The sequence below is a fragment of the Rhizobium sp. 01L419 genome (assembly GCF_056400025.1).
Map to the genome: position 1 here is coordinate 198,212 of NZ_JBFTSM010000009.1, position 21,674 is coordinate 219,885.

Here is a 21,674-nt window from a genome sequence, read left to right on the forward strand (position 1 = left end):
TTTGTTTCCGTTCCGCCCGTCGCGAAACCGGAGCCTTTTAATACCAACAGCCGCCCCCGTGCAAACGGGAGCGGCTGAATCTGTCTAAACCGTTGAAATGAGTGCTGACTATTCGATGACCTTGTTGGCACGCGAAACAACACTTTCCGGCAGTGTGACGCCCATCTTGGCCGCGGCAGACTTGTTGATCACAAGGTCGCTGCCGGCCGCAGTCTTGACCGCGATATCACCAGGGTTTTCACCCTTCAGCACCCGCACGACGATGTCCCCGGTCTGCTTGCCGACATCGTAATAGTTGAAGCCGAGTGCGGCAATCGACCCGCGCGAAACGGAATCCGTATCGGCGGTGAAGAGCGGCAGCTTGCTTTCCTCGGCAACGGCGACAGCACCTTCGAGAGCCGAGATGATCGTATTGTCGGTCGGGACGTAAATCGCATCGGCACGGCCGACGAGCGCACGGGCAGCGCCCTGCACTTCGGCGGACTTCGTCGCAGCGGATTCAACGATCGTGATGCCGGCCTTTTCGGCTTCAGCCTTCAGCGCCGCCAGCAGCGAAACCGAGTTCGCCTCGCCGGAATTGTAGAGGTAGCCGATCGTTTTTACGTTCGGCAGGATTTCCTTGATGAGGGCGATATGCTCGCCGACCGGCGACATGTCGGAAAGGCCGGTTACGTTACCGCCCGGCTTGTCCATGTTCTTGACGAGTTGTGCGCCGAGCGGATCGGAGACGGCGGTGAAGACAACCGGGATATCACGTGTCGAGGAAACGACGGCCTGTGCCGAGGGCGTGGAGATCGGTACGATGACATTGGGTTCATCGCCGGCAAACTGGCGGGCGATCTGCGCCGCCGTTGCGGGATTTCCCTGCGCGGACTCAAAGACGAATTTGAGATTTTCGCCTTCCTTGTAGCCTGCAGCGGCCAGCGTGTCCTGCACGCCCTTGCGCACGGCATCGAGCGCCGGATGTTCGACGATCGCGGTTACGGCAACCGTGACATTATCGGCCTTCGCCGGCAGCGCCAGGGCCAGAGTTGCGGCAAAAGCCAGAAGAATTGAACGCATGAGTGTCCTCCAGGATGATTTTGAGAGCACTTTTAAGAAAAGCGTCCCCTTTAATCAATCGCGGAGAATTGTAGCGAGGATCAAACTTGCTGATCAGTCGTCGGCGCCGTGGTTGGCGATCATCATCGCTTCGAAGGCCAGCCGCTCCGTCTTTCGCATGCGTTCGGATTCCGACTTCAGCTGGCCGCAGGCGGCGAGGATGTCGCGGCCGCGCGGCGTGCGGATCGGCGAAGCATAACCCGCCGAATTGATGAAATCGGCAAACTTCTCGATCTGCTCCCAGTCCGAACACTGGTAATTCGTACCCGGCCACGGGTTGAAGGGAATGAGGTTGATCTTCGCCGGCACACCCTTCAGAAGCTGAATGAGCCCCTTGGCGTCTTCCAGGCTGTCGTTGACGTCCTTCAGCATCACATATTCGAAGGTGATGCGCCGTGCATTCGAAAGCCCCGGATAGCTCCTGCAGGCGTCGATCAGTTCCTTCAACGGATACTTCTTGTTGATCGGCACGAGGATATCGCGCAGGTCGTCACGCACCGCATGCAGCGAGATCGCCAGCATGACGCCGATTTCATCGCCGGTTCGGAAGATCTCAGGCACGACGCCGGAAGTGGAAAGCGTCACGCGGCGCCTGGACAGCGACAGGCCGTCGCCATCCGTGGCAATCAGCAGGGCCTGCTTGACGGCATCGAAGTTATAGAGCGGCTCGCCCATGCCCATCATCACGATATTGCTGACCTTGCGTCCCTCCGACGGCACCATGGCGCCGACGGGCACGTCGCGGTCCGGGAAGTCACCCAGCCGATCGCGGGCCAACAGAAGCTGGGAGAGAATTTCCTCTGCCGTCAGGTTGCGCACCAGCCGCTGGGTGCCGGTGTGACAGAAGGAACAGGTCAGCGTACAGCCGACCTGGCTGGAAATGCAGAGCGTGCCGCGCCCTTCCTCAGGGATGTAGACGGCCTCGATCTCGACCGGCCGGCCGGCGCCGCGCGGCGGAAAACGCAGCAGCCACTTGCGCGTGCCGTCATTGGAAATCTGTTCTTCGACGATTTCAGGCCGGGCAATGGTGAAATGCTGCTTCAGCATCTCACGCATGTCCTTGGCGACATTCGTCATATGGTCGAAGTCGGAGACGCCGCGCACATAGATCCAGTTCCAGAGCTGCGAGACGCGCATCTTGATCTGCTTGTCCGGCACGCCCTTTTCGCGCAGCGCCGCACTCATTTCCTCGCGCGTCAGACCGATCAGCGAGGGCTTGGGCGAAAGCTCAGTGCCGAGAGGTACCCGCGCAGCGGGCTTGGCAACGGTCGTCGCATCCATAACGGACATAATCTTCTAATCCCGAACTCAACATGGCAACCATCCCGGAAAGCCGGAAGACTTACGGGGCCGTTGACGCACGATTGCAGAAATGAATGAGCGGAGCGGCGATAAATCGCCATCCTTCCGCAGTTGCGCGCCGCTTTAGCATCATTTTCGCCCCACGTCACTAGACATGGAATCGTCACTATAGATGGAAACGGCGAAGGCCGGCGCAAGGCCGGCCTTCGAAACTTTGCCCGATGACACGCGCTTACTTGCAGCTTTCGATCTGCTTCAGCGCGGCAGAAATGCCGGACAGGGAATAGCTGTAGGATGTACCGGTGCCCTTGCGCGAGGTGGCGCTGACGGTCATCGAATGACCGGTCTTCATGGCGGCGACGAGAGCCGGCTCCTGCGCGGCATTCTCGACCCAAGCTGCCTTGTCCTTGGTGAACATCACGAAGGTCTTGTTATCGATCGTCACGTTGACCTTGGAGTTCTCCTGCACCGTGTAGCCCATCATCGCCTGCGGCTCGTAGGAGATATTCTGGCCCGGACGCTGGGAAACGATGAAGAAGTTGTCACCGTGGTCGACGCTTGCCGGCTGCTTTGCGGTCGGCACCGATAGCACGTAGCAAACGGTAGCGTTGCCGGATTTGTACGAGTAAGCGCCCCATGCCTGGAACTGCTGGATGCGGGTCGGAGCCGCCTGCTGCGCTGCCGCCACTCCGGTCATAGCAACTGTGAGGGCGAAAGCGGATACGATACTTTTTACTAACATGGAATTCCTGCCGGTTCTTGCGGTTCAAGGCCCGAAGCGATCATTGCGGGCGGCGCATAATCACGATCTGCTTTATTTTGACTTAATTCAGGTTACCAAATGGTCAACAATGGCTGCGAATTGTACCTGCCTGTTTCATTTTCGCCCGACTGTTAACTTTGCGAACCGGCAGCGGCGCGTGTGACCGTGCGCTGTCGTGATGGCCCAGCCCATCCGTTCGGGAGAATTTAAGACACAAAGATTCAGGCAAGAGTTTGACCTTTCTAAAATCCGTTGTAGGTCGTTAAGATAAGGAAATTCAGACCGAAATCTTGACCGCAGGGAGTTCGTGAGAGGGATGGATGCCGAGGAAAAACAGCGTTTCGCTGCCCTCGCAAAGGCCGTTGCAGATGAGCGCGACGAATCCGCATTCTCTGTACTCTTCGACTATTTCGCACCGCGCCTCAAATCGTGGCTGATGCGCCAGAAGATGACATCAGGCGAGGCCGAGGAACTTGTGCAGGAAATCATGATTGTCCTTTGGCACAAGGCCGGTCTCTACGATCCCACCCGCTCCTCTCTCTCCACCTGGCTTTTCCGCATCGCCCGCAACCGGCGCATCGATCTTCAGCGCCGCGCGCAGGTGCGCGTTTTCGACGGGGAGGACCCTACGCTCCAGCCACCCGAAGAAATGCGCGCTGACGAAATCGTTGCCAATGACGACCGCGACGCGCAGGTACGCGACGCCGTCGGCCAGTTGCCGGAAGAGCAGAGGGCGCTGCTGCAGGCCGCCTTCTTCCTTGGCCAGTCGCATACCGAAATAGCCGAGGCGACCGGCCTGCCGCTCGGCACCGTCAAGTCGCGCATCAGGCTCGCCTTTGGCAAACTCCGAAACCTGCTGGAGCGGGAAGAGGCCTAAATCGTCTTCATACCGTCTTCGGACTGGTCGGCAAGCACACGGTCGGCAGCCTCGTAGTGGCTTGACCGGATGTTCCCCCTGACCATGGCAAAGGCTGCCGACAGGACGGCAATGTCGTCCGAAAAGCCGATGACGGCGAAGACATCGGGGATGATGTCGACAGGCATGACGAAGTAGGCAAGTGCCGCCAGGAGCACGCCACGCACCCTGGCAGGTGTCTGCGGATCGAGGGCGCAATAGAAGCCGGCAACCACATCGCGTGAAAACGGTATCTGGCGCACGGCACGACGAAATGTCGGCCAGAATTTCTGCCGCACCGTCTTTTCGCGCCGGTTCTGAGTATCCTCGTCGCCCGGCAACAGGATCTCCCCGTATTTGACCTCGTCCATCCCTGTATCCCTTTTAGTCGCTCCGAACATATGGTGATGGCCGGAACCGATTCAATCGGCCCGCCGCGCCGCCGCCTTCTCCATGGCCTTTGCGAGCTTGAAGTCCAGCTCGGTCAGCCCGCCGGCATCATGGGTGTTGAGCTTCACCTCGACACGGGAATAGACGTTGAACCATTCCGGATGATGGTTGAGCTTCTCGGCCGCGAGCGCCGACTCTGCCATGAAGCCGAAGGCCTCCACGAAACTGGCGAATTTGAAGGTCTTCGAAATCGAACCTGCCGCATCATCGAGCGTCCAGCCCTCCAGATCGCCGAGCAACTCAGTGATGGCCGCCCTTTCCAGCTTTTCCCGTTTCATGCCATGCTCCTTTCATCCTTCCGTAAGGCTCCCAGATGAAACGTATCAGCATCCTCTTTGTTTGCATGGGCAATATCTGCCGCTCACCGCTCGCAGAGGGAATTTTCAGCCGCGTCGTGGCTAGAGCAGGCCTTGATGATGCAGTCCACGTCGATTCCGCCGGTCTCGGCGGCTGGCATCAAGGCGAATTGCCGGACCGCCGCTCGATTGCAACCGCAAGCGCCCACGGCATCGACATTGCCGGGCAACGCGCCCGACGCATATTGGCCGGCGATTTCGAAGATTTTGATCTGATCCTTGCCATGGACCACTCGAATGTTGCGGAACTGCGCCGCCGTTCGCCACATGCGGATAACATTCACCTTTTCGGCGATTTCGCGCTGGGCACCGGCGAAGATATTCCGGACCCCTACTATGGCGGCCCGGAAGACTTCGAGTTCGTCTATGCGAGGCTCTTGAACGGCTGCAATACGCTGGTCGAAAGGCTCGGCACCATCAGCGGCTCGTGGAGCGGGAAGACTTCCTCGGTCAGGTAAGGCCCGCCGCCGACCGATTCGCGCGACGACAGAAGCACGAAGCGCGGCACGGTGAAGGTTGAGGTCTGGAAGTTGCCGCGGCCGGCGAGATACTGCACGACATCGTCGACGCGCGAATATTTCAGCCGGGCGAGCGTTACATGCGGCGTGAACTTGCGCGGGTCCGGCGGCAAGCCGATGCGCTGGCAGATCCGCTCGATCTCGCCCTGCAGGGCGTACATTTCCGGCGAAGGAGAAACCCCGGCCCAGATCGAATGCGGTTTCTTGGAGCCGAAAGAGCCGATGCCATCAAGCCGGAGCTGGAATTCCGGCCGGTCGATCCGGTCGAGGCGCTCGACGATTTCGTCTGCGGTCCGGCCATCGACATCGCCGATGAAGCGAAGTGTGATGTGGTAATTCTCCACATCGATCCATCGTGCTCCGGGAAGACCACCGCGCAACAATGATAGGCTCATCGCCGCATTGCGCGGAATTTCGAGGGCGGTAAAAAGTCTCGGCATAACGAGCACTCCCCGAATCTTTTGCAGGTGCTCACACGGAATCACGCATTACAAACCTGTGCAAGCCCCTATTTCTTCACAGAAGAAATCGTCTCGACGAATTTTGTGACAGCCGGTTCCATCTTCTCCACCATCACATTGACACCCTTGGCATTGGGATGCATGCCGTCGTCGAGCTTCAGACCAGCATCCAGGACCACGCCGTCGAGGAAAAATGGATAGAGTTCAACGCCATGTTTTTCCGCGAGTTTCTGGTAAATCGGGTTGAAGCGTTCGGCATAATCCGCGCCCATGTTCGGCGGCGCTATCATGCCGGCGAGCAGGACGGCGATGCCGCGCTGCTTTAACCGGCTTATCATCTCGTCGAGATTTTTTTCGCTCTGTTCCGGGGGAATGCCGCGAAGCGCATCATTGGCACCAAGCTCGAGGATAACGCCGTCGGTGCCGTCAGGGACAGACCAGTCGATTCGCGCGAGCCCGCCCGTCGTCGTATCGCCGGAGACGCCGGCATTGGTGATCGCAACATCGATCCCCTTGGCTTTCAGGGACGCCTGCAGCTTCTCAGGAAAGCCATCGCCCGGCGGCAATTGGTAGCCCGCCATCAGGCTGTCGCCGAAACCGACCAGATTGATGGTGCGGGCTTCGGCAGCCGTCGAGAAAATCAGTGCGGAAACAATGACGGCGAAGTGAAGGGCGGCAACTTTAAATCTCATAATGCTTTCCCTAGATTGGCTAGGTGCCGTTATGCGGCCATTCGGTTAGGGAATTATATAGGGCGATTTCTGTTGGCCAAAACCATCATCGATCTGAAACAAGCCGATTTGACGCTCGGTAGCGCTGCGGCCTCCGTCCATGTGTTGAAGGGCATTGATCTGGAGATCAGCGCCGGCGAATCCGTCGGCATCGTCGGTCCTTCCGGCTCCGGCAAGTCCACGCTCCTGATGGTGCTTGCAGGCCTGGAAAAGCTCGACAGCGGCGAGATCAACATCAACGACACGCCCCTGCATGCGCTGAGCGAGGATCAGGTCGCCGATTTCCGCGGTCGCAACATCGGCATCGTCTTCCAGTCCTTCCATCTGATCGCCAACATGACGGCACTGGAAAACGTCGCGGTGCCGCTCGAGCTCGCCAATATTCCCAACCCCTTCGAGATCGCCCAACGCGAGCTGAACTCCGTCGGGCTCGGCGAGCGCCTGAGCCATTATCCCGGTCAGCTCTCAGGCGGCGAACAGCAGCGTGTTGCAATCGCCCGCGCGCTGGCTCCCTCGCCTGCACTGCTGATCGCCGACGAGCCGACCGGCAATCTTGACACCGATACCGGCCGGCAGATCGCCGATCTCCTGTTCTCCAAGCAGGCCGAGCGCGGCATGACCTTGCTGCTCGTGACGCACGATGTCGGCCTCGCCAACCGTTGCTCGCGCCAGATCCGCGTCCGCTCCGGCCGCATTGAAGGCGACAGCGCCGCCCGTCGCTCCGAGGCGGCGATCGCATGAGGATCGTCACACCGCGCATCTCGCTCGCCTTCCGCCTGGCCCTTCGCGAGCTGCGCGGCGGCCTGAAAGGCTTCTACATCTTCCTCGCCTGTATCGCGCTTGGCACCGCGGCAATCGCTGCGGTCAATTCGGTATCTCAGTCGATCACCGATACGATCGCTTCGCAGGGACAGGAGCTTCTCGCCGGTGATGTTCGCTTCGAACTCAACAACCGCGAAGCCACGCCAGAGGAGATGAATTTTCTGCGCGGCCTCGGGGAGGTTTCCGTCTCCACCGGCCTGCGCTCCATGGCTCGCAAGCCCGACGGATCCGATCAAGCGCTGGTCGAGGTCAAGGCTGTCGACGGGGCCTATCCGCTTTATGGCACCTTCGAAGCAGAGCCGAATTATCCGCTTGCTTCCATGCTATCAGGAGAGGGCGGCACCTACGGCGCCGTTGTCGCCCCGTTGCTGCTGGAGCGGCTGGGATTGCAGATCGGCGACGAATTGCTGCTCGGCAACGTCAAGCTCAGCATCACCGGCACCGTCAAGACGGAACCGGATGCACTCTCTGAAGGCTTCGGTTTCGCCCCCCGTATGCTGGTCACCCGGAACGCGCTTCAGGCCTCCGGCCTGATCCAGACCGGCAGCCTTGTGGAGCATGCCTACAAGATCAAGCTGGAAGACCGCGGTACGATGGCCGGCATCCAGGCCCGCGCGACCAGAGAATTCCCGTCGGCCGGCTGGTCGATCCGCACCAGCGATCGCGCGGCACCGTCCCTGACGGAAAACATCACCCGCTTCACGCAGTTCCTGACGCTGGTCGGTCTGACCGCACTCATCGTCGGCGGCGTCGGCGTCGCCAATGCAGTACGCGCCTTCCTTGACGCCAAGCGCACGACGATCGCGACCTTCAAGTGCCTCGGCGCGCCAGCGGCGGTCGTCGTCTGGATATACCTGTTCCAGATCGCTCTCATCGCGGCGGGCGGCATCCTGATCGGCCTGGTGCTCGGCGCGCTGTCACCAATGCTGGCGGCACAGTTTCTTGCCCAGTTCCTGCCGGTTTCCACAGATCCGACGCTTTATCCCGGCGCGCTGCTGCTTGCAGCCCTCTTCGGCATGCTGACGACGCTCGCCTTCGCCATCCTGCCGCTCGGCCATGCGCGCGAAGTTCCGGCAACCGCGCTCTTCCGCGAGCAGGGTTTTGAAGCCCGCCGCCTGCCCTCCTGGCCCTATGTGCTGCTTGCCGCGCTCTTCATGGCCTCATTGGCCGGTCTTGCCATCTTTACCGCCTATGACCGCTTCATCGCCGTGGTCTTCGTCGGTGCCATCATCTTCGCCTTCGTCATTTTGCGCCTTGTCGCCGCGCTGATTGCCTGGTTGGCGCGCAGGAGCCCGCGCGTCAGCTCGCCGGCGCTCAGGCTGGCGATCGGCAATATCCACCGCCCCGGCGCTTTGACACCGTCAGTCGTCCTCTCGCTCGGCCTCGGCCTTGCATTGCTCGTGACCCTCACGCTGATCGATGGAAACCTGCGCCAGCAATTGACCGGCCGCATGAACGAGGGCGCCCCGAACTTCTTCTTCGTCGATATCCAGAGTGCCGAGGTCGATGCCTTCCGCAACCTGATCCACACCCAGTCGCCGAACGGCAAACTGGTGGAAGTGCCGATGCTGCGCGGCCGCATCATCGCCTTTAATGGCCAGGATGTGACCAAGATGAACGTGCCGGCGGCGGGCCGCTGGGTGCTGAATGGCGACCGTGGCATTACCTACGAGGAAAGCCTGCCGGAGAATTCCGCCCTGACCGAAGGCCAGTGGTGGGGCAAGGATTATAGCGGCGAGCCGCTTGTCTCTTTCTCGGCGGAGGAAGCGCGTGAGCTCGGCCTGAAGATCGGCGATACCGTCACCGTCAACGTGCTCGGCCGCAACATCACCGCCAAGATTGCCAATCTGCGGCGGGTCGAGTGGGAATCGCTGTCGATCAATTTCGTCATGGTGTTCTCGCCGAACACCTTCCGTGGCGCTCCGCATGCTTGGTTGGCGACACTGACGGATCCCGCGTCCACGGAGACCGAAGACGCCGCAATCCTGAAGTCCGTGACCAACACCTATCCGACGATCACGAGTGTCCGCGTCAAGGACGCGATCGATATCGTCAACCAGTTGGTCGGTGAGCTTGCGACCGCGATCCGCGCAGCCGCCTCCGTTGCCCTCATCGCCTCCATCCTCGTGCTGGCAGGAGCGCTGGCCGCCGGCAACCGGGCGCGCACCCATGATGCCGTTGTACTAAAAACCCTCGGCGCGACCCGGACCATGCTGATCCGCGCTTTCAGCTACGAATACCTGATCCTTGGTGTCGCCACCGCCATCTTCGCGCTCCTTGCCGGCGGCGTGGCCGCCTGGTTCATCGTCAGCCGCATCATGCGCTTGCCCTCCACTTTCATGCCTGACGTCGCAGGTATGACCCTGGTCACCGCCCTCGTGCTGACCGTCGGCATCGGCCTGATCGGCACCTGGCGCATCCTCGGCCAGAAAGCGGCACCCGTTTTGCGCGAGCTATGACGGGTGAGACGCTCATATCCCTTCACCTTACGGCGATTTAACCGAACGGCTGATTGCAAAGGCCTTGTTTGAAAAGGGCAAAAGCCTCATATTGTCAGCAGGCATGCTGGAGCTCCGCAGCGGCGCCCGGGTCGTGAACCCGACACCGTATTTCCATCGGAGCTTGTAAGAGGAAACTATGGCTGATCTCCGTAACTATCAAAGCCGCGCACAAACCGGCGAAGTGATTGATCAAGGCCTCCGCGCTTATATGCTCAAGGTCTACAACCTGATGGCGCTGGGTCTGGCGATCACTGGTTTGGCCGCCTATTTCGCATTCACCTTCGCTGTGCAGGATGGCCAGCTCACGCAGTTCGGCAGCCTGCTGTTCCAGTCGCCCCTGCGCTGGGTCATCATTCTTGCGCCTCTTGCGGCAGTCTTCTTCCTGAGCTTCCGCATTAACCGCATGAGCGTCGCTGCCGCGCAGACGACCTTCTGGGTCTATGCAGCGCTGGTCGGTCTCTCGCTGTCGTCGATCTTCCTGATCTACACGCAGTCGAGCATCACGCAGACCTTTTTCGTGACTGCCGCTTCCTTTGGCGCGCTGTCGCTCTTCGGCTACACGACCAAGCGTGACCTGTCGGCAATGGGCTCGTTCCTGATCATGGGCCTCTTCGGCCTGATCATCGCTTCGCTGGTCAACATCTTCCTGGCTTCGTCTGCCCTGCAGTTCGCGATCTCCGCGATCGGCGTGCTGATTTTCGCAGGCCTCACCGCCTACGATACGCAGCGCATCAAGGAAATGTACTTTGAAGCAGACGGTTCTGATGTCGCCGGCCGCAAGGCCATCATGGGTGCGCTGACGCTCTACCTCGACTTCATCAACCTCTTCATGTTCCTGCTGCAGTTCATGGGTAACCGGAAATAAGCAGGATCGGAATGAAAACGAAAAGGCGGCCTCGGCCGCCTTTTTTGTTGCGAGCAGTTCGCTGGAGTGCTTCAACGGGGCCTGTCCTCCAACAGTGCCGATCGATCCGAAATGCCCCCTACCCTGCGCGACGCCATTCCCTCCGATCTTCCCGCCATTACCGAGATCTACCGCGAATCGGTGCTGAACAGCACCTCGAGCTACGAGATCACGCCGCCGACCGAAGCGGAAATGACGGCTCGCTTCTCCATCATCCGCGAGCAGGGCTACCCCTACATCGCTGCAACGGGCGAGGACGGAACCCTGCTTGGCTACGCCTATGCCTCCGCCTTCCGCACCCGCCCGGCCTATCGCTGGCTGGTCGAGGATTCGATCTATCTAGGCACGGAGGCGCGCGGAAAAGGTATCGGCAAACTGCTCCTTAGAGAGCTGATCTCCCGCTGCACGGCCTCGGGTTTTCGACAGATGACCGCGGTCATCGGTGGCGCGGGCCCTGCGTCGATAGCGCTTCACCATTCGCTCGGTTTCGAAGAGCTCGGGCTGATGAAAGGCGCCGGCTACAAGCATGGCCGCTGGCTGGATACGATGCTGATGCAGCGAACACTCGGCGAAGGAACGGAAACGCATCCCGACCCCGCTGCCTATCCGGGCAACCTGTTCAAGGGGTGATATCGCCTATTTGTCGACAAGCTTGAGCGACTTGTCGAAGACCTTCAGCACCAGTCCGAGCTCGTGGCCGCGCTTCAGGATCATTCCGTTGATGTTGACGACCGAATAGGCGCCCTGCTTGGCCGCGAGCTTCGGGTTTTTCTCGATGCGGAAAAGCGGCATTTCGCCCGAACGCTTGAAGACGGAGAAAACTGCCTTCTCCCTGGTGTGGTCGATGGCATAGTCTTTCCACTCGCCCTCACCCACCATGCGACCATAGATCCATAGAATCTGGTCGAGCTCCCGCCGGTGAAATGTCACCGGCATTGGGTCCTTGTTTTGTCTGTATTCCTTGAGATCAACGACGGTTGAAGAGCTATTGTCGACGGAGCGGCTTTCGCCGTGTCGCAAATCCGGCGTATCTGTCATCAGACTCCCAAGACCTCCACGTGTGACAGGAGAGTGACAGTTTGCCCGAGCCGCGGCAAATTGCAAGGGCACGGACTATCACACTGGGGACGAAACCTGCTTTCTCCGCAGCGCCGCATTTCAGTCAAAACAGCGCCTCATTTCCAAGAGAACTATAGGTTCCAGTTTGGCGCCAGCGCGCCAAAGGGCCCGGCGGAGCGTATCGACCTTAACCCCAGCCCCGAATACGCTTGGCCGGGCCGCCTGACATTCATCCGCAAGCGGATGAAATTCCTAGATATTTTTTCCCGCCATGACGACGGCCGCACCGAGGATTGCGCCCGGATCGCCGTTGGCTGTCACGGACTGCAAGAGAATCGCCGACCCTTCCAGATCCGGTTTTTCCATGACGCTCGCCGGCAGGGTGAGCGTCATGGCCTTGCCGTCCCACATGCCGACAGTCTCCACATCGGTCACGCTGTGAAGGTAGGAAATCTTCTGGCCGCTGTTTTCGCCCTTCTCGACGTCGATCGTTTTTTCCTTGTCGAAATAAACGATCACCACATTGGCCTTGCCCTGGCCGGCACCGAGTTTGATCTCCAGCTCGTCGCCGCGCATGCGAGCATTAACAGGCACGGTCAGACCTTTGCCCTCATCCGCATAGCCGTTGACCTTGCCGTTGATGCCGGCAAGGTCCGCACCTGCGAGATGGTCACGGCCATTGACGATCGCCTGCGGCGTATAGATGTTGCTGCGGCCCATCATGCGGGCATAGCCGTACTGCCGCTCCGTATTTTCCTTGGAGCTCAGCGTGTCGGCCCAGCCCAGATAATTCCAGTAATCGACGTGATAGGCGAGTGCGATGACATTGCCCTGGCTGACGAGCTTGCGGAACGCGGCGTCTGCCGGCGGACAGGAGGCGCAGCCCTGCGCCGTGAATAGCTCAACGACGCCTTTCGGCGCGCCGTCTTCAGCCAGGAGCGGACTTGCGAACGCAAGCCCGGCGATCAGCGGGATCATAAAACGCGGGGACATTCACCAGCACCTCTTTTTCAGCGCCGACAGCAGTCTTGAACCGCCGGCTCTGAGATATGAACGTACGAATAATCCTTCCGGGTCCAAACGGAAAGTCACGAACGGGTGAGACGGAGGCCCAGGCGGATTGCGGCCGAAACACATCACCGTGAGCAGTGAAACAGCTATATATTCCGCAAAGAAAAACCGCCGGAAATTGCTTTCCGGCGGCCATTATCAGCTGAGTCTCTTAACAATCAGGCTGCGAGGTCGCGCAGAACCGTCTGCAGGATGCCGCCATTGTTGAGGTAGACGACCTCATCAAGCGTATCGACGCGCGACAACAGCGGGACGTCCTTCACCGTGCCGTCGGCATAAGTGATCTTGGCGATCTTCTTCTCGCGCGGCTTGATGTTCTCGAGGCCTTCGATGGTGACGATTTCGTCACCCTTCAGGTCGAGGCTCTGCCACGTCGTGCCTTCTTCGAAGACGAAGGGGATGATTCCCATGCCGACCAGGTTCGAGCGGTGGATGCGCTCGAAGCTCTGAGCGATGACGGCCTTGACGCCAAGCAGGTTCGTACCCTTTGCAGCCCAGTCGCGCGAAGAGCCGTTGCCATATTCAACACCGGCGAAGATGACCAGCGGGACGCCTTCGGCCTTATACTGCATGGCCGCATCGTAGATCGACGTCTCTTCCTTGGACGGATAGTGAATGGTGTAGCCACCTTCCTTGCCGTTCGCGCCCAGCATGAAGTTACGGATGCGGATGTTGGCGAAGGTACCACGCATCATCACCTCATGGTTGCCACGACGCGTACCGTACTGGTTGAAGTCGGCAACGGCGACGTCATGGCCGAGCAGGTAGGCGCCTGCCGGCGAAGCAGCCTTGATCGAACCGGCCGGGGAAATGTGGTCGGTGGTGATCTTGTCGCCGAAGAGGCCGAGAACGCGGGCGCCCTTGATATCGGAAATGCCGGTACCCTTCTTGCCCATGCCGACGAAATAGGGCGGGTTCTGGACATAGGTCGAATCGTCGTCCCATGCATAGGTCTGGCCTGGGGGAACCTGAACGGCCTGCCAATTTTCGTCGCCCTTGAAGACGTCGGCATACTTGGTTTCGTAAAGCTCGCGGGTGACATATTTCAGGATGAATTCCTGAACCTCGTGCGAAGTCGGCCAGATATCCTTCAGGAACACCGGATTGCCGTCCTGGTCTTCGCCGATCGGCTCATTGGTCAGATCCTTCTGGACCGTACCGGCAAGCGCGTAGGCGACGACGAGCGGCGGCGAAGCGAGGTAGTTCGCCTGAACGTCCGGCGAGATACGGCCTTCGAAATTGCGGTTGCCCGAGAGCACGCCGGAAACGATCAGACCCTTGTCGTTGATCGTCTTGGAGATCGGCGCCGGCAGCGGGCCGGAATTGCCGATGCAGGTCGTGCAGCCAAAGCCGACGAGGTTGAAGCCGAGCTTGTCGAGATCGGCCTGCAGGCCGGACTTGGCAAGATATTCGCCGACGACCTGCGATCCCGGAGCGAGCGAGGTCTTGACCCACGGCTTGGTCTTCAGGCCCTTGGCAACGGCGTTGCGGGCAAGAAGGCCGGCAGCGATCAGCACGGACGGGTTGGACGTGTTGGTGCACGACGTGATGGCGGCAATCGCTACGTCGCCATGACCGAGATCGAAATCCGTGCCTTCGACCGCGTAGCGGTTGGAGAGTTGGCCGGGCTTCTTGTAGTCGGCATCCATCGAGCCGGCGAATCCGGCAGCAATGTTCTCAAGCGCGATACGGCCTTCCGGGCGCTTCGGGCCGGCCATCGACGGAACGACGTCGCCGAGGTCGAGTTCCAGCGTGTCGGTGAAGACGAGCTCGGAACCGTCGCCATCGCGCCACATGCCCTGGGCCTTCGAATAGGCTTCGACGAGGGCGATCCGGTCATGCGTACGGCCGGACATGGTGAGGTAGTTGATGGTCTCGCCATCGACCGGGAAGAAGCCGCAGGTCGCGCCGTATTCCGGACCCATGTTGCCGATCGTCGCGCGGTCGGCGAGTGGCATGTTGTCCATGCCCGGGCCGAAGAATTCGACGAACTTGGAAACGACGCCCTTCTTGCGCAGCATCTGCACGACGGTCAGAACGAGGTCGGTCGCGGTGACGCCTTCCTTGAGCTTGCCGGTCAGCTTGAAGCCGATGACCTCAGGCAGGAGCATCGAGACCGGCTGGCCGAGCATGGCGGCTTCAGCTTCGATACCGCCAACACCCCAGCCGAGAACGCCAAGGCCGTTGATCATCGTCGTGTGCGAGTCGGTGCCGACGCAGGTGTCGGGATAAGCGATCGTTTCGCCGTCCTCTTCCTTCGTCCAGACCGTCTGGCCGAGATATTCGAGATTGACCTGATGACAGATGCCGGTGCCCGGAGGAACGACGCGGAAGTTCTTGAATGCCTGCTGGCCCCACTTCAGGAAGCGGTAACGCTCGCCATTGCGCTGGTATTCCAGCTCGACGTTCCTCGCGAAAGCCTGCGGCGTGCCGAATTCGTCAACAATAACAGAGTGGTCGATGACGAGGTCAACGGGAACGAGCGGGTTGATCTTTTCCGGATCGCCACCGAGGGAGACCATTGCATCGCGCATTGCAGCCAGATCGACGACGGCGGGAACGCCGGTGAAGTCCTGCATCAGCACGCGGGCCGGACGATAGGCGATCTCGTTCTCTACGGCGCCCTTGTTGTTAAGCCATTCGGCAACAGCAAGGATGTGCTCCTTGGTGACCGACTGGCCGTCTTCGAAGCGCAGCAGGTTTTCCAGCAGCACCTTCATCGAATAGGGGAGCTTCGATACGCCGGGCAGGCCGTTTGCCTCAGCCTTCGGCAGGCTGTAGTAGACGTAGTCCTTTCCACCGACGGAAAGCGTGGACCGACAATTGAAACTGTCAAGAGATTTAGACACGAGAGACCCCGTTTCTGATAGCCAACACAGTCGTGCGAACGCCTATGCACTTAATGCACATCAGGATGCGGGTACGGCCATTTCCGCTGTCCGCACGTGAGGAGAAGACCCCAAGTTCGGCGCAAGGATGAAATTCACGCCGACCGCTGGCGTGGTTGCAGGTCTTATAGATAATTTCGTAAAGACTTGCCATAGCAACAAAGGTCGAAATTTTACATTTTTTGAGCCTGCCCACGAGCGCAATGAAGAAAGAACCGATGCATGCATCTCATCGCTGAAAATCTGGCTGCCCGGCGCGGGGAAGATCTGATTTTCGTTAACGTTTCCTTTCACTTGCAGGCCGGAGAGGCACTAATTCTGACGGGTAAAAACGGATCGGGAAAGTCCACTTTATTGCGGGTCATCGCCGGTCTTTTGAGGGCGGAAAAAGGCTCCGTCACAGTCTCTGATTCGGTCGATGCCGAGAGGCGCCCGGCGGCCGAAGCGAGCCACTACCTCGGCCATCGTAACGCCATGAAGACTGAACTTACGGTTGCAGAGAATCTGGATTTCTGGCGATCTTTTCTGGGGACCGGCAGTGAGCCCGGCCTCGGCACCGAGGAAGCTGCCGAGGCCGTTGGCCTGCCCGGCATCACACATCTGCCCTTCGGCTACCTCTCCGCCGGCCAGCAACGCCGTTTCGCCTTCGCCAAGCTTCTGATGGCGCACCGCCCGATCTGGATCCTGGATGAGCCGACCGCAGCGCTGGATGCAAGTGCGGATCGGCTGTTTGCGGAATTGATTGAAGGCCACCGCCGGAAAGGCGGCATCGTCGTCGCGGCAACGCACCAGCCGCTGGGATTGGATAGAGCTAAGGAATTGAAAATGACCGGCTTTGCTGGTGTGGATCAAGGGGTGTGGGGATGACCGCCCTCTTCCTTCGCGATATAAGACTCTCCATCCGCGCCGGCGGAGGAGCACTGATCGGCATTCTCTTCTTTCTGACGATCGTCGCCGTGATCCCCTTCGGCGTCGGACCCGACCTTGCGCTTCTCGCCCGTATCGGCCCTGCCATCGTCTGGATCGGTGCGCTGCTGGCGGCACTTCTCGGGCTCGATCGGCTGTTCCAGGCGGAGCGCGACGATGGCTCGCTCGATCTGCTGCTCATGCAGGAAACACCGCTGGTCCTGACCGTGCTGATCAAATGCGCGGCGCACTGGACAGCGACCAGTCTGCCGCTCGTCATCGCCTCGCCGCTGCTTGGCCTTTTCATGAACATGAACGAAACGGCAATCGGCGCAACCATGCTCACCCTCCTCGTCGGCTCCCCGGCCATCACCTTCATCGGCGCGGTCGGCGCCGCTGTTGCCGTCGCGCTGCCTCGCGGCGGCCTGTTGGTATCGGTGCTGATCCTGCCACTGACGATCCCGGTGCTGATCTTCGGCGTCAGCGCCACCTATGCGGCGGTCGAGGGACCATCGCCCTTCCTGCCGCCTTTTCTGATCCTCATAGCCCTCACTCTTTTCTTTGCCGTCATCGGCCCGGCGGCGGCTGCACTCGCACTCAGAAACACGGCGGATTGATTGGCGCTTCGATTGCGGCTCCGAACGGATCAAGGTAAGGAAGCGGATATGAGCGAAACGAGCCTTGCCATCAGCAAATTCAGCGATCTCGCCAACCCGACACGGTTTCTGGCGCTGGCATCGCGTATCATTCCATGGCTGGCGGGTATCACCGCCCTCTGTTTCGTGGCTGGTCTCTATCTGAGCTTCTCGACCGAAGGCGACTACCAGCAGGGCGAGACCGTGCGCATTATGTATATCCACGTGCCGTCTGCCTGGCTCGCCATGATGTGCTACACGATCATGAGCATTTCGGCGATCGGCACGCTCGTCTGGCGCCACCCTCTGGCAGACGTTTCGGCCAAGGCCGCAGCCCCGCTCGGCGCCGCCTTCACCCTGCTTGCGCTCGTCACCGGCTCGCTCTGGGGCAAGCCAATGTGGGGCACATGGTGGGTCTGGGATGCGCGGCTCACCTCTGTCTTCATCCTTTTCCTGATGTATCTCGGCCTGATCGCGCTGAGCCGTGCGATGGACGATCCTTCGAAGGCTGCACGTGTTACCGCCATCCTGATCCTCGTCGGCTTCGTCAATATCCCGATCATCAAGTTCTCGGTCGACTGGTGGAACACCCTGCATCAGTCGGCAAGCGTTCTGCGCCTTGACGGCCCGGCAATCGATCCTGAGTTTCTGCGCCCGCTCCTGATCATGGCAATCGCCTTTACGCTGCTGTTCTTCACGCTGCATCTAATGGCGATGAGAAACGAGATCTGGCGCCGCCGCATTGCCTCCCAGCGCCGGATGGCCGCCCGTATGGCAAACCGGGAGGAATAGCGGTGGGCTCCTACGCTTTCTACGTTTACGGCTCCTATGGTTTCGCCGCCCTGGTGACGATTGCGGTGACGCTCTGGACCTGGTCTGACGGCCGTGCCCGCCAGAAGGAATTGGCAGCGCTCGAGGCCGCCGGCATCCGTCGCCGTTCTGCCCGACCGAAGGACGGTGAATGACCGAAGCTCAGCAAGACAATAAGCCGAAGAGCCGCGGCGTCAGCCGCTATGCTTTTGCACTGATCCCGCTCGTCGTCTTCGGCGGCATCGCCGCAACCGCTGGCAAGATGCTCTACGACCAGGATTTCCACGGCAAGAACATCGCCGAAATCCCCTCCGCCCTGATCGGCACCAAGGCCCCGTCGCTGAACCTGCCGCCGCTCGAAGGCTCCAGCCTGCCGGCGCTGACGGACGAGGCGGTTAAGGGCAAGCTCACCCTCGTCAATGTCTTCGCCTCCTGGTGCATTCCCTGCCGCGACGAACATCCTCTTCTCAAGCAGCTCGCCGAGGATGGACGACTGAATATCGTTGCCATCAACTACAAGGACAAGAACGAGAACGCCCTGCGTTTTCTCGGCGAACTCGGCAACCCCTACCATGCGATCGGCATCGACCCGAACGGCAAGGCCGCGATCGACTGGGGTGTCTACGGTATTCCGGAAAGCTATCTCGTCACGCCTGACGGTACGATCATCTACAAGCGTGTCGGCCCCTTCGACGATATCAGCCTGAAGGAAGGGCTGTTTCCCGCGATGGAGAAGGCGCTGGCCAAGCCGGCCTCCTAAGCGCCGCCCTGCCAGACCTTGATCGCCTCGACCGGCCAGATCAGCATAAGCACGTTGAGCGTCAGGTTGTCCCGGATCACATAACCGGTGAAAAGCTCAAAGAAGATGGCAATAGCGACCGTCAGCGCCACGGGAGCCCGCCAGGCGAAGAAGAAGCCGACGGCCATGAAGATCGTATCCATCGCCGAATTGATGATGCTGTCGCCGTAGTAATCGAGCGAGATCGTCGCCGTGCGGTAGCGATCGATGATCAGCGGCGAATTTTCCAGAAGTTCCCATCCGGATTCGATGAGCACAGCCAGAAGCAGTTTCACCGCAAGCGGTTTGCCGCGAAGCACGAGATGCGCAAGCCCGTAGAACAGGAAACCGTGGATGATATGCGACGGCGTGTACCAGTCGGACAGATGCTGCGAATTGCCGCTGGAATTGACCGTGCCTTCCCAGAGCTTGACATAGCCGCAGGTGCAGATCGGCACGCGGCCCAGCAGATATTCGATCACGATCTGTGCGACCAGCACTGCCAGGCAGGCAGAAAACCAGAAGATCTGATGCCGCGATCGGGCGGCGCCCTCGACTGCCGTCACTTCTCGCTTTCCGCCTCGGTGGAAATGCTGTGCTTCAGCACCAGCGGCATCTGCGCCATGGTGAAGATGATGGTGATCGGCATCGTGCCCCATACCTTGAAGGCGATCCAGAAACTGTCGGAGAAATTGCGCCAGACGACTTCGTTCAGTACCGCAAGGAACAGGAAGAAGATGCCCCAGCGGATCGTCAGCTTGCGCCATCCTTCGGCATCGAGCTGAAAGGCGGCGTTGAAGACATAGCCGAGCAGCGACTTGCCGAAGGCAAGCCCCCCGAGCAGCGCAAAGCCGAAGAGCGCATTGACGATCGTCGGCTTCATCTTGATGAAGGTCTCGTTCTGCAGCCAGATCGACAGAGAGCCGAAGATCACGACGACGATGCCTGAAACGAAGGGCATGATCGGCAGATGGCCGAGCATGATCTTCGAAACGACGAGCGAAATTATGGTCGCGGCCATGAACAGCGCTGTCGCCACGAAAAGCGGGCCGCCGAGTTCGGTGAGTGCGGGAAAGCTTGTTACCAACCATTCACCGCGCAGATTGGCAAAGAAGAAGACCAGAAGCGGCCCGAGTTCGAGCGCCAGTTTCAGAAGCGGGTGATGCCGGTCTGCGGCGCTGGGAGTGATATCGCTTTCAGTCGTCATACTTCTTCAAACCTGCTTTTTTTTGCAATGCATGCAAGCCATCAACGGCTAATCTGTGGCATCATTGGCCAATACCGGCAATGGCCTGCGCAAAATCCTCGGCCTCGAACGGTTCGAGATCGTCGACACCTTCCCCGACACCGATGAAATAGACCGGCAGCTTGTGCTTGGCGGAGATCGCCACCAGAATGCCACCGCGCGCCGTGCCGTCAAGCTTGGTCATGATAAGCCCGCTGACGCCTGCGACATTGCGGAAAATCTCGACCTGATTGAGCGCATTCTGCCCGGTCGTCGCATCGAGCGTCTGCAGGACTGTATGCGGCGCATCCGGATCGAGCTTGCCGAGCACGCGCACGATCTTTTCGAGCTCTGCCATCAGCTCCGCCTTGTTCTGCAAGCGGCCGGCCGTATCGATGATCAAGACATCGCATTTACTGGCCTTCGCCTGCTCGAAGGCATCGTAGGCAAGACCCGCCGCGTCGGCGCCGAGCTTGGTGCCGATGAATTCCGACTTGGTGCGATCCGCCCAGATCTTCAGCTGCTCGATGGCCGCAGCGCGGAACGTATCGCCGGCAGCCAGCATCACCTTGAGGCCCGAGCCGGAAAGCTTGGCTGCAAGCTTGCCGATCGTCGTCGTCTTGCCGGTACCGTTGACGCCGACGACAAGGATGACATGCGGCTTGTGCGAGAGATCGAGCTGCAGCGGTTTGGCGACCGGCTTCAAAACCTTGGCGATTTCGGCCGCCATGATGCGGCTCACATCCTCGCCTGTCACATCCTTGCCGTAGCGCTCGGAAGCAAGCGTATCGGTGACGCGCATTGCCGTCTCTACACCGAGGTCGGCCTGGATCAGCAGGTCTTCCAGATCCTGCAACGTGTCGTCGTCCAGCTTGCGCTTTGTGAAGAGCGCGGTGATCTGGCTGGTGAGCTGAGAGGAAGTGCGCGCCAGGCCATTGCGCAGGCGCTGGAACCAGGAAAGCCTTGGCTGCGTCGTAAGCACAGGTTCGGGCTCTGCGGTCGGTCCGGTTGCGAAGCCTTTGGGAAGAACCGGCTCGGCCGCCGGTGCCTCTTCAATTATCGGCTCTTGCCCTACGAGCTCTACGGCAGGAATTTCCTCGGCAAGCGTATCAACAACTTCGGTCGGGCGCTCGTCGTCGGCGCCCCAATCCGGCATCCGCTCGTCTTCGACAGCATCAACGGAAACCGTCGGGCTTTCCTCGGCCGCCACTTCCGCCTCAAGCAGCGATAAAGGCACGACACCCATGTCGCCGAGATGATCGACAGTCGGCAACACATCCGACTCGGCTTCGACGGGTTCCTGCTCAGCTATGGCTTCATCGAAATCGGCCGCAGGTCCACCGGCGGTGTCCATTTCTTCAGCGAGGACGGGATCGTCTGCAACCGGCAGATCTTCGTCGCGCGAACGCGGCTCCAGTTCCCGTTCGACGGCATCCGGCACAGGCTCTTCCGCCGGCTTGCCGAAGGTGAAGACCTTTTTGATGAAACTGAGCGCCAT

General features: G+C 60.0%; 24 protein-coding genes. 11 read left to right on the plus strand and 13 right to left on the minus strand.

All coding sequences use genetic code 11. The features are described from left to right. Positions 1-108: 108 nt before the first annotated feature. From AC1DUP_RS19285 to AC1DUP_RS19295, 3 genes are all read right to left on the minus strand, one after another. Entirely contained in the window at positions 109-1,062 is a 954-nt protein-coding gene (locus tag AC1DUP_RS19285; protein ID WP_477833823.1) for an ABC transporter substrate-binding protein, read from the minus strand. 93 nt (positions 1,063-1,155) lie between these two features. Further along, on the minus strand, positions 1,156-2,391 hold the full coding sequence (rlmN, locus tag AC1DUP_RS19290; RefSeq protein ID WP_477833825.1) for a dual-specificity RNA methyltransferase RlmN: 1,236 nt from the start codon (positions 2,389-2,391) through the stop codon (positions 1,156-1,158). 244 nt (positions 2,392-2,635) lie between these two features. Continuing rightward, positions 2,636-3,145, minus strand: coding sequence for an invasion associated locus B family protein (locus tag AC1DUP_RS19295; RefSeq protein WP_113308708.1), 510 nt, complete (start codon positions 3,143-3,145; stop codon positions 2,636-2,638). A gap of 337 nt (positions 3,146-3,482) precedes the next feature. Between AC1DUP_RS19295 and AC1DUP_RS19300 the strand changes: the two genes are divergently transcribed. Then, complete coding sequence (locus tag AC1DUP_RS19300) at positions 3,483-4,043, plus strand: sigma-70 family RNA polymerase sigma factor (RefSeq protein WP_113299627.1); 561 nt, start codon at positions 3,483-3,485, stop codon at positions 4,041-4,043. Here AC1DUP_RS19300 and AC1DUP_RS19305 read toward each other — a convergent pair. Next, complete coding sequence (locus AC1DUP_RS19305; RefSeq protein WP_113299626.1) at positions 4,040-4,432, minus strand: YkvA family protein; 393 nt, start codon at positions 4,430-4,432, stop codon at positions 4,040-4,042. The genes AC1DUP_RS19300 and AC1DUP_RS19305 overlap by 4 nt on opposite strands. Before the next feature lie 51 nt (positions 4,433-4,483). After that, on the minus strand, positions 4,484-4,789 hold the full coding sequence (locus AC1DUP_RS19310) for a 4a-hydroxytetrahydrobiopterin dehydratase (RefSeq protein WP_113299625.1): 306 nt from the start codon (positions 4,787-4,789) through the stop codon (positions 4,484-4,486). Between the two features lie 35 nt (positions 4,790-4,824). Between AC1DUP_RS19310 and AC1DUP_RS19315 the strand changes: the two genes are divergently transcribed. Next, on the plus strand, positions 4,825-5,325 hold the full coding sequence (locus AC1DUP_RS19315; RefSeq protein ID WP_113299624.1) for a low molecular weight protein-tyrosine-phosphatase: 501 nt from the start codon (positions 4,825-4,827) through the stop codon (positions 5,323-5,325). Here the strand turns inward: AC1DUP_RS19315 and thpR are convergent. Together thpR and AC1DUP_RS19325 are read right to left on the minus strand one after the other, a co-directional pair. Further along, positions 5,232-5,825, minus strand: coding sequence for an RNA 2',3'-cyclic phosphodiesterase (gene thpR, locus AC1DUP_RS19320; protein ID WP_113299623.1), 594 nt, complete (start codon positions 5,823-5,825; stop codon positions 5,232-5,234). The two genes, AC1DUP_RS19315 and thpR, sit on opposite strands and share 94 nt — an antisense overlap. A gap of 68 nt (positions 5,826-5,893) precedes the next feature. Continuing rightward, positions 5,894-6,538, minus strand: coding sequence for an arylesterase (locus AC1DUP_RS19325; protein ID WP_113299622.1), 645 nt, complete (start codon positions 6,536-6,538; stop codon positions 5,894-5,896). A gap of 72 nt (positions 6,539-6,610) precedes the next feature. On the opposite strand from AC1DUP_RS19325, the gene AC1DUP_RS19330 reads away from it, so the two are divergent. From AC1DUP_RS19330 to AC1DUP_RS19345, 4 genes are all read left to right on the plus strand, one after another. Continuing rightward, complete coding sequence (locus tag AC1DUP_RS19330; protein ID WP_113299621.1) at positions 6,611-7,318, plus strand: ABC transporter ATP-binding protein; 708 nt, start codon at positions 6,611-6,613, stop codon at positions 7,316-7,318. Continuing rightward, the gene (locus AC1DUP_RS19335; protein ID WP_477833830.1) at positions 7,315-9,858 is read left to right on the plus strand and encodes an ABC transporter permease; all 2,544 of its coding nucleotides are present in this window, start codon (positions 7,315-7,317) and stop codon (positions 9,856-9,858) included. The genes AC1DUP_RS19330 and AC1DUP_RS19335 overlap by 4 nt, the downstream gene beginning before the upstream one ends. 178 nt (positions 9,859-10,036) lie before the next feature. Continuing rightward, positions 10,037-10,765: a Bax inhibitor-1/YccA family protein gene (locus tag AC1DUP_RS19340; RefSeq protein WP_477833832.1), complete on the plus strand. Its 729-nt coding sequence runs from the start codon at positions 10,037-10,039 to the stop codon at positions 10,763-10,765. Positions 10,766-10,876: 111 nt separating this feature from the next. Further along, on the plus strand, positions 10,877-11,434 hold the full coding sequence (locus AC1DUP_RS19345; protein ID WP_477833834.1) for an N-acetyltransferase family protein: 558 nt from the start codon (positions 10,877-10,879) through the stop codon (positions 11,432-11,434). Between the two features lie 6 nt (positions 11,435-11,440). On the opposite strand, the gene AC1DUP_RS19350 is transcribed toward AC1DUP_RS19345, so the two are convergent. The 3 genes from AC1DUP_RS19350 to acnA all read right to left on the minus strand — a co-directional run bounded on the left by AC1DUP_RS19350 (position 11,441) and on the right by acnA (position 15,783). Next, a complete protein-coding gene (locus AC1DUP_RS19350) occupies positions 11,441-11,842 on the minus strand; it encodes a DUF2794 domain-containing protein (protein WP_113299618.1) in 402 nt (133 codons plus the stop codon). Positions 11,843-12,115: 273 nt separating this feature from the next. Next, the gene (locus AC1DUP_RS19355) at positions 12,116-12,856 is read right to left on the minus strand and encodes a DUF1223 domain-containing protein (RefSeq protein WP_113299617.1); all 741 of its coding nucleotides are present in this window, start codon (positions 12,854-12,856) and stop codon (positions 12,116-12,118) included. A 236-nt stretch (positions 12,857-13,092) separates the two neighbouring features. After that, positions 13,093-15,783, minus strand: coding sequence for an aconitate hydratase AcnA (acnA, locus tag AC1DUP_RS19360; protein ID WP_477833837.1), 2,691 nt, complete (start codon positions 15,781-15,783; stop codon positions 13,093-13,095). 261 nt (positions 15,784-16,044) lie between these two features. Here acnA and ccmA point away from each other — a divergent pair, with 261 nt between their 5' ends. Genes ccmA through AC1DUP_RS19385 form a run of 5 tightly spaced genes read left to right on the plus strand, consistent with a single transcriptional unit; the run spans position 16,045 to position 18,933 of the window. Beyond that, entirely contained in the window at positions 16,045-16,689 is a 645-nt protein-coding gene (ccmA, locus tag AC1DUP_RS19365; protein WP_477833839.1) for a heme ABC exporter ATP-binding protein CcmA, read from the plus strand. After that, positions 16,686-17,345 carry a heme exporter protein CcmB gene (gene ccmB / locus AC1DUP_RS19370; protein ID WP_113299614.1) on the plus strand — a complete coding sequence of 220 codons (660 nt, stop codon included), beginning with the start codon at positions 16,686-16,688 and terminating at the stop codon, positions 17,343-17,345. The genes ccmA and ccmB overlap by 4 nt, the downstream gene beginning before the upstream one ends. Positions 17,346-17,393: 48 nt before the next feature. Beyond that, complete coding sequence (locus tag AC1DUP_RS19375; protein ID WP_113507230.1) at positions 17,394-18,155, plus strand: heme ABC transporter permease; 762 nt, start codon at positions 17,394-17,396, stop codon at positions 18,153-18,155. 2 nt (positions 18,156-18,157) lie between these two features. Continuing rightward, on the plus strand, positions 18,158-18,328 hold the full coding sequence (gene ccmD / locus AC1DUP_RS19380; protein ID WP_113299612.1) for a heme exporter protein CcmD: 171 nt from the start codon (positions 18,158-18,160) through the stop codon (positions 18,326-18,328). Beyond that, positions 18,325-18,933 carry a DsbE family thiol:disulfide interchange protein gene (locus tag AC1DUP_RS19385; protein ID WP_477833842.1) on the plus strand — a complete coding sequence of 203 codons (609 nt, stop codon included), beginning with the start codon at positions 18,325-18,327 and terminating at the stop codon, positions 18,931-18,933. The genes ccmD and AC1DUP_RS19385 overlap by 4 nt, the downstream gene beginning before the upstream one ends. Here AC1DUP_RS19385 and AC1DUP_RS19390 read toward each other — a convergent pair. The 3 genes from AC1DUP_RS19390 to ftsY all read right to left on the minus strand — a co-directional run bounded on the left by AC1DUP_RS19390 (position 18,930) and on the right by ftsY (position 21,674). Further along, positions 18,930-19,517, minus strand: a complete 588-nt coding sequence (locus AC1DUP_RS19390) for a DUF2585 domain-containing protein (protein WP_115036128.1) — start codon at positions 19,515-19,517, stop codon at positions 18,930-18,932. The genes AC1DUP_RS19385 and AC1DUP_RS19390 overlap by 4 nt on opposite strands. Beyond that, on the minus strand, positions 19,514-20,158 hold the full coding sequence (locus AC1DUP_RS19395) for a septation protein A (RefSeq protein WP_113299609.1): 645 nt from the start codon (positions 20,156-20,158) through the stop codon (positions 19,514-19,516). The genes AC1DUP_RS19390 and AC1DUP_RS19395 overlap by 4 nt, the downstream gene beginning before the upstream one ends. A 61-nt stretch (positions 20,159-20,219) precedes the next feature. After that, a complete protein-coding gene (ftsY, locus tag AC1DUP_RS19400) occupies positions 20,220-21,674 on the minus strand; it encodes a signal recognition particle-docking protein FtsY (protein ID WP_477833845.1) in 1,455 nt (484 codons plus the stop codon).

What these genes read in the sequence shown, in the direction of transcription:
- AC1DUP_RS19395 (WP_113299609.1), bottom strand. Translation starts at nt 20,158, where the DNA reads ATGACGACTGAAAGCGATATCACTCCCAGCGCCGCAGACCGGCATCAC.
- ftsY (WP_477833845.1), bottom strand. Translation starts at nt 21,674, where the DNA reads ATGGCGCTCAGTTTCATCAAAAAGGTCTTCACCTTCGGCAAGCCGGCG.
- AC1DUP_RS19355 (WP_113299617.1), bottom strand. Translation starts at nt 12,856, where the DNA reads ATGTCCCCGCGTTTTATGATCCCGCTGATCGCCGGGCTTGCGTTCGCA.
- AC1DUP_RS19285 (WP_477833823.1), bottom strand. Translation starts at nt 1,062, where the DNA reads ATGCGTTCAATTCTTCTGGCTTTTGCCGCAACTCTGGCCCTGGCGCTG.
- thpR (WP_113299623.1), bottom strand. Translation starts at nt 5,825, where the DNA reads ATGCCGAGACTTTTTACCGCCCTCGAAATTCCGCGCAATGCGGCGATG.
- AC1DUP_RS19295 (WP_113308708.1), bottom strand. Translation starts at nt 3,145, where the DNA reads ATGTTAGTAAAAAGTATCGTATCCGCTTTCGCCCTCACAGTTGCTATG.
- AC1DUP_RS19335 (WP_477833830.1), top strand. Translation starts at nt 7,315, where the DNA reads ATGAGGATCGTCACACCGCGCATCTCGCTCGCCTTCCGCCTGGCCCTT.
- rlmN (WP_477833825.1), bottom strand. Translation starts at nt 2,391, where the DNA reads ATGTCCGTTATGGATGCGACGACCGTTGCCAAGCCCGCTGCGCGGGTA.
- AC1DUP_RS19340 (WP_477833832.1), top strand. Translation starts at nt 10,037, where the DNA reads ATGGCTGATCTCCGTAACTATCAAAGCCGCGCACAAACCGGCGAAGTG.
- AC1DUP_RS19305 (WP_113299626.1), bottom strand. Translation starts at nt 4,432, where the DNA reads ATGGACGAGGTCAAATACGGGGAGATCCTGTTGCCGGGCGACGAGGAT.
- AC1DUP_RS19345 (WP_477833834.1), top strand. Translation starts at nt 10,877, where the DNA reads ATGCCCCCTACCCTGCGCGACGCCATTCCCTCCGATCTTCCCGCCATT.
- AC1DUP_RS19325 (WP_113299622.1), bottom strand. Translation starts at nt 6,538, where the DNA reads ATGAGATTTAAAGTTGCCGCCCTTCACTTCGCCGTCATTGTTTCCGCA.
- ccmA (WP_477833839.1), top strand. Translation starts at nt 16,045, where the DNA reads ATGCATCTCATCGCTGAAAATCTGGCTGCCCGGCGCGGGGAAGATCTG.
- AC1DUP_RS19350 (WP_113299618.1), bottom strand. Translation starts at nt 11,842, where the DNA reads ATGACAGATACGCCGGATTTGCGACACGGCGAAAGCCGCTCCGTCGAC.
- AC1DUP_RS19315 (WP_113299624.1), top strand. Translation starts at nt 4,825, where the DNA reads ATGAAACGTATCAGCATCCTCTTTGTTTGCATGGGCAATATCTGCCGC.
- AC1DUP_RS19300 (WP_113299627.1), top strand. Translation starts at nt 3,483, where the DNA reads ATGGATGCCGAGGAAAAACAGCGTTTCGCTGCCCTCGCAAAGGCCGTT.
- ccmB (WP_113299614.1), top strand. Translation starts at nt 16,686, where the DNA reads ATGACCGCCCTCTTCCTTCGCGATATAAGACTCTCCATCCGCGCCGGC.
- AC1DUP_RS19310 (WP_113299625.1), bottom strand. Translation starts at nt 4,789, where the DNA reads ATGAAACGGGAAAAGCTGGAAAGGGCGGCCATCACTGAGTTGCTCGGC.
- AC1DUP_RS19385 (WP_477833842.1), top strand. Translation starts at nt 18,325, where the DNA reads ATGACCGAAGCTCAGCAAGACAATAAGCCGAAGAGCCGCGGCGTCAGC.
- AC1DUP_RS19375 (WP_113507230.1), top strand. Translation starts at nt 17,394, where the DNA reads ATGAGCGAAACGAGCCTTGCCATCAGCAAATTCAGCGATCTCGCCAAC.